This is a genomic window from Streptomyces mexicanus (genome assembly GCF_902506575.1).
GTDB classification, from domain to species: domain Bacteria; phylum Actinomycetota; class Actinomycetes; order Streptomycetales; family Streptomycetaceae; genus Streptomyces; species Streptomyces mexicanus.
Genome location: NZ_LR732544.1, coordinates 6,782,355 through 6,784,281, shown reverse-complemented (window position 1 = coordinate 6,784,281; position 1,927 = coordinate 6,782,355). Strand labels below are relative to the sequence as shown.

General features: G+C 71.2%; 1 protein-coding gene. It reads left to right on the top strand.

The features are described from left to right. Positions 1 to 1,877 (top strand): peptidoglycan D,D-transpeptidase FtsI family protein (locus GV126_RS30315; protein ID WP_236570182.1); only part of this gene is annotated, 1,877 nt, incomplete at its 5' end. Positions 1,878 to 1,927 lie beyond the last annotated feature (50 nt).

The following is a 1,927-nucleotide window of genomic DNA, read 5'->3' as shown; positions in this document are numbered from 1 at the left end:
GCGCCGGCTCCCGCCCGGCCCGCCGCCCGAACTCCTCCTGGCGGCCGCCGCCCGTGCGCGTGCTGCGCCTGGGCAGCCCCCGCCCGCGGCTGCGCATGGTCGCCCTGACGCTGACGCTGGTCATGCTCGTCTTCGTGGTGCGGCTGCTGCAGGTGCAGGCCGTCGACGCCAGCGCGTACGCCGCCAAGGCGGACGAGAACCGCTACGTGGCGCACACCATCGCCGCCGAGCGCGGCGGCATCACCGACCGCAACGGCGTCACCCTGGCCACCAGCGTGGACGCCGAGGACATCACGGCCGACCCGACCATGTTCACGCGCGAGCAGCTGAAGATCGGCGACGGCCCCGAGCAGGCCGCCGCGCTGCTCGCCCCGATCCTCGGCCAGGACCAGGACGCGCTCGCCCGGAAGCTGCGCACCCAGAACACCCGGTACGTGCTGCTGGCCCGCCGGCAGACCCCCCAGGTGTGGAAGCAGATCAAGGACCTGAAGGCCACGCTGGCGAAGAAGGCGCAGACCGACCGCACCACCGTCAACGTCCTCGCCGGAGTCTTCTCCGAGCCCAGCAGCAAGCGCGTCTATCCCGGCGGCGACCTCGCCGCCGGGATACTGGGCTGGGTCAACGCCGACGGCAAGGGCGGCGGCGGCATCGAGCAGCAGCTGGACAAGCAGCTGTCCGGCAAGCCCGGCAAGATCCGCTACGCCCAGTCCGGCGGCCGTGAGGTGCCCACCGTCGGCTCCACCGAGACGCCCGCGGTGCCCGGCTCGGACGTCGAGCTGACCATCGACCGCGACATCCAGTGGGCCGCGCAGAACGCCATCACCGAGCAGGTGCGCAAGTCCCAGGCGGACCGCGGCTACGTGATCGTGCAGGACACCCGGACCGGTGAGATCCTCGCCATGGCCGACTCGCCCGGTTTTGACCCCAACGACCTGGCGCACGCCGATCCGGCCGCCCTCGGCAACGCCGCCGTCCAGGACGCCTACGAGCCAGGCTCCACCGCCAAGGTCATGTCCATGGCCGCGGTACTGGAGGAGCACGCGGCCACCCCGCTCACCCACGTCGTGGTGCCCAACCGGCTGCACCGCGGCGACCGGCTCTTCCAGGACGACGTCGACCACGGCACCTGGTACCTCACGCTCAACGGCGTGCTCGCCAAGTCCAGCAACATCGGCACCATCCTGGCCACCGGCCAGCTCGGCAGGACCCAGGCGCAGGCCAACCAGGTGCTCTACTCCTACCTGCGCAAGTTCGGCATCGGCGAGTACACCGGCATCGGCTTCCCCGGCGAGACCCGGGGCATCCTGGCGCCCGCGAACAAGTGGTCCACCTCGCAGCAGTACACGATCCCCTTCGGCCAGGGCTTCTCCATCAACGCCCTGCAGGCGGCGTCCATCTACTCCACGATCGCCAACGGCGGGGTACGGATCCAGCCGACCCTGGTACGCGGCACCAAGGGCCCCGACGGTCACTTCACGCCCGCCGCGAAGCCCGAGAAGACCCGGGTCGTGAGCGAGAAGACCGCCAAGCAGCTCGCCCAGATGCTGGAATCCGTCGTGGACGACGAGCAGGGCACCGGCCTGAAGGCGCGCATCCCCGGCTACCGCGTCGCGGGCAAGACAGGCACCGCCAACCGCGTGGATCCGGCCACCGGCCGCTACCGCGGCTACACCTCCTCCTTCGCCGGCTTCGCACCGGCCGACAACCCCCGCATCACCGTGTACTGCGCCATCCAGAACGCCACCAAGGGCAGCTATTTCGGCGGCCAGATCTGCGGCCCGATCTACAAGCAGGTCATGGAGTTCGCGCTGAAGACGCTCCAGGTGCCCCCGACCGGCACCCGTCCCGCGAACCTGCCCGTCGACTTCAAGCCATGAGCACACGGTGCGGGCCGTGCACCGCGCGGCCCGCACCGCCCCCCGCCCCC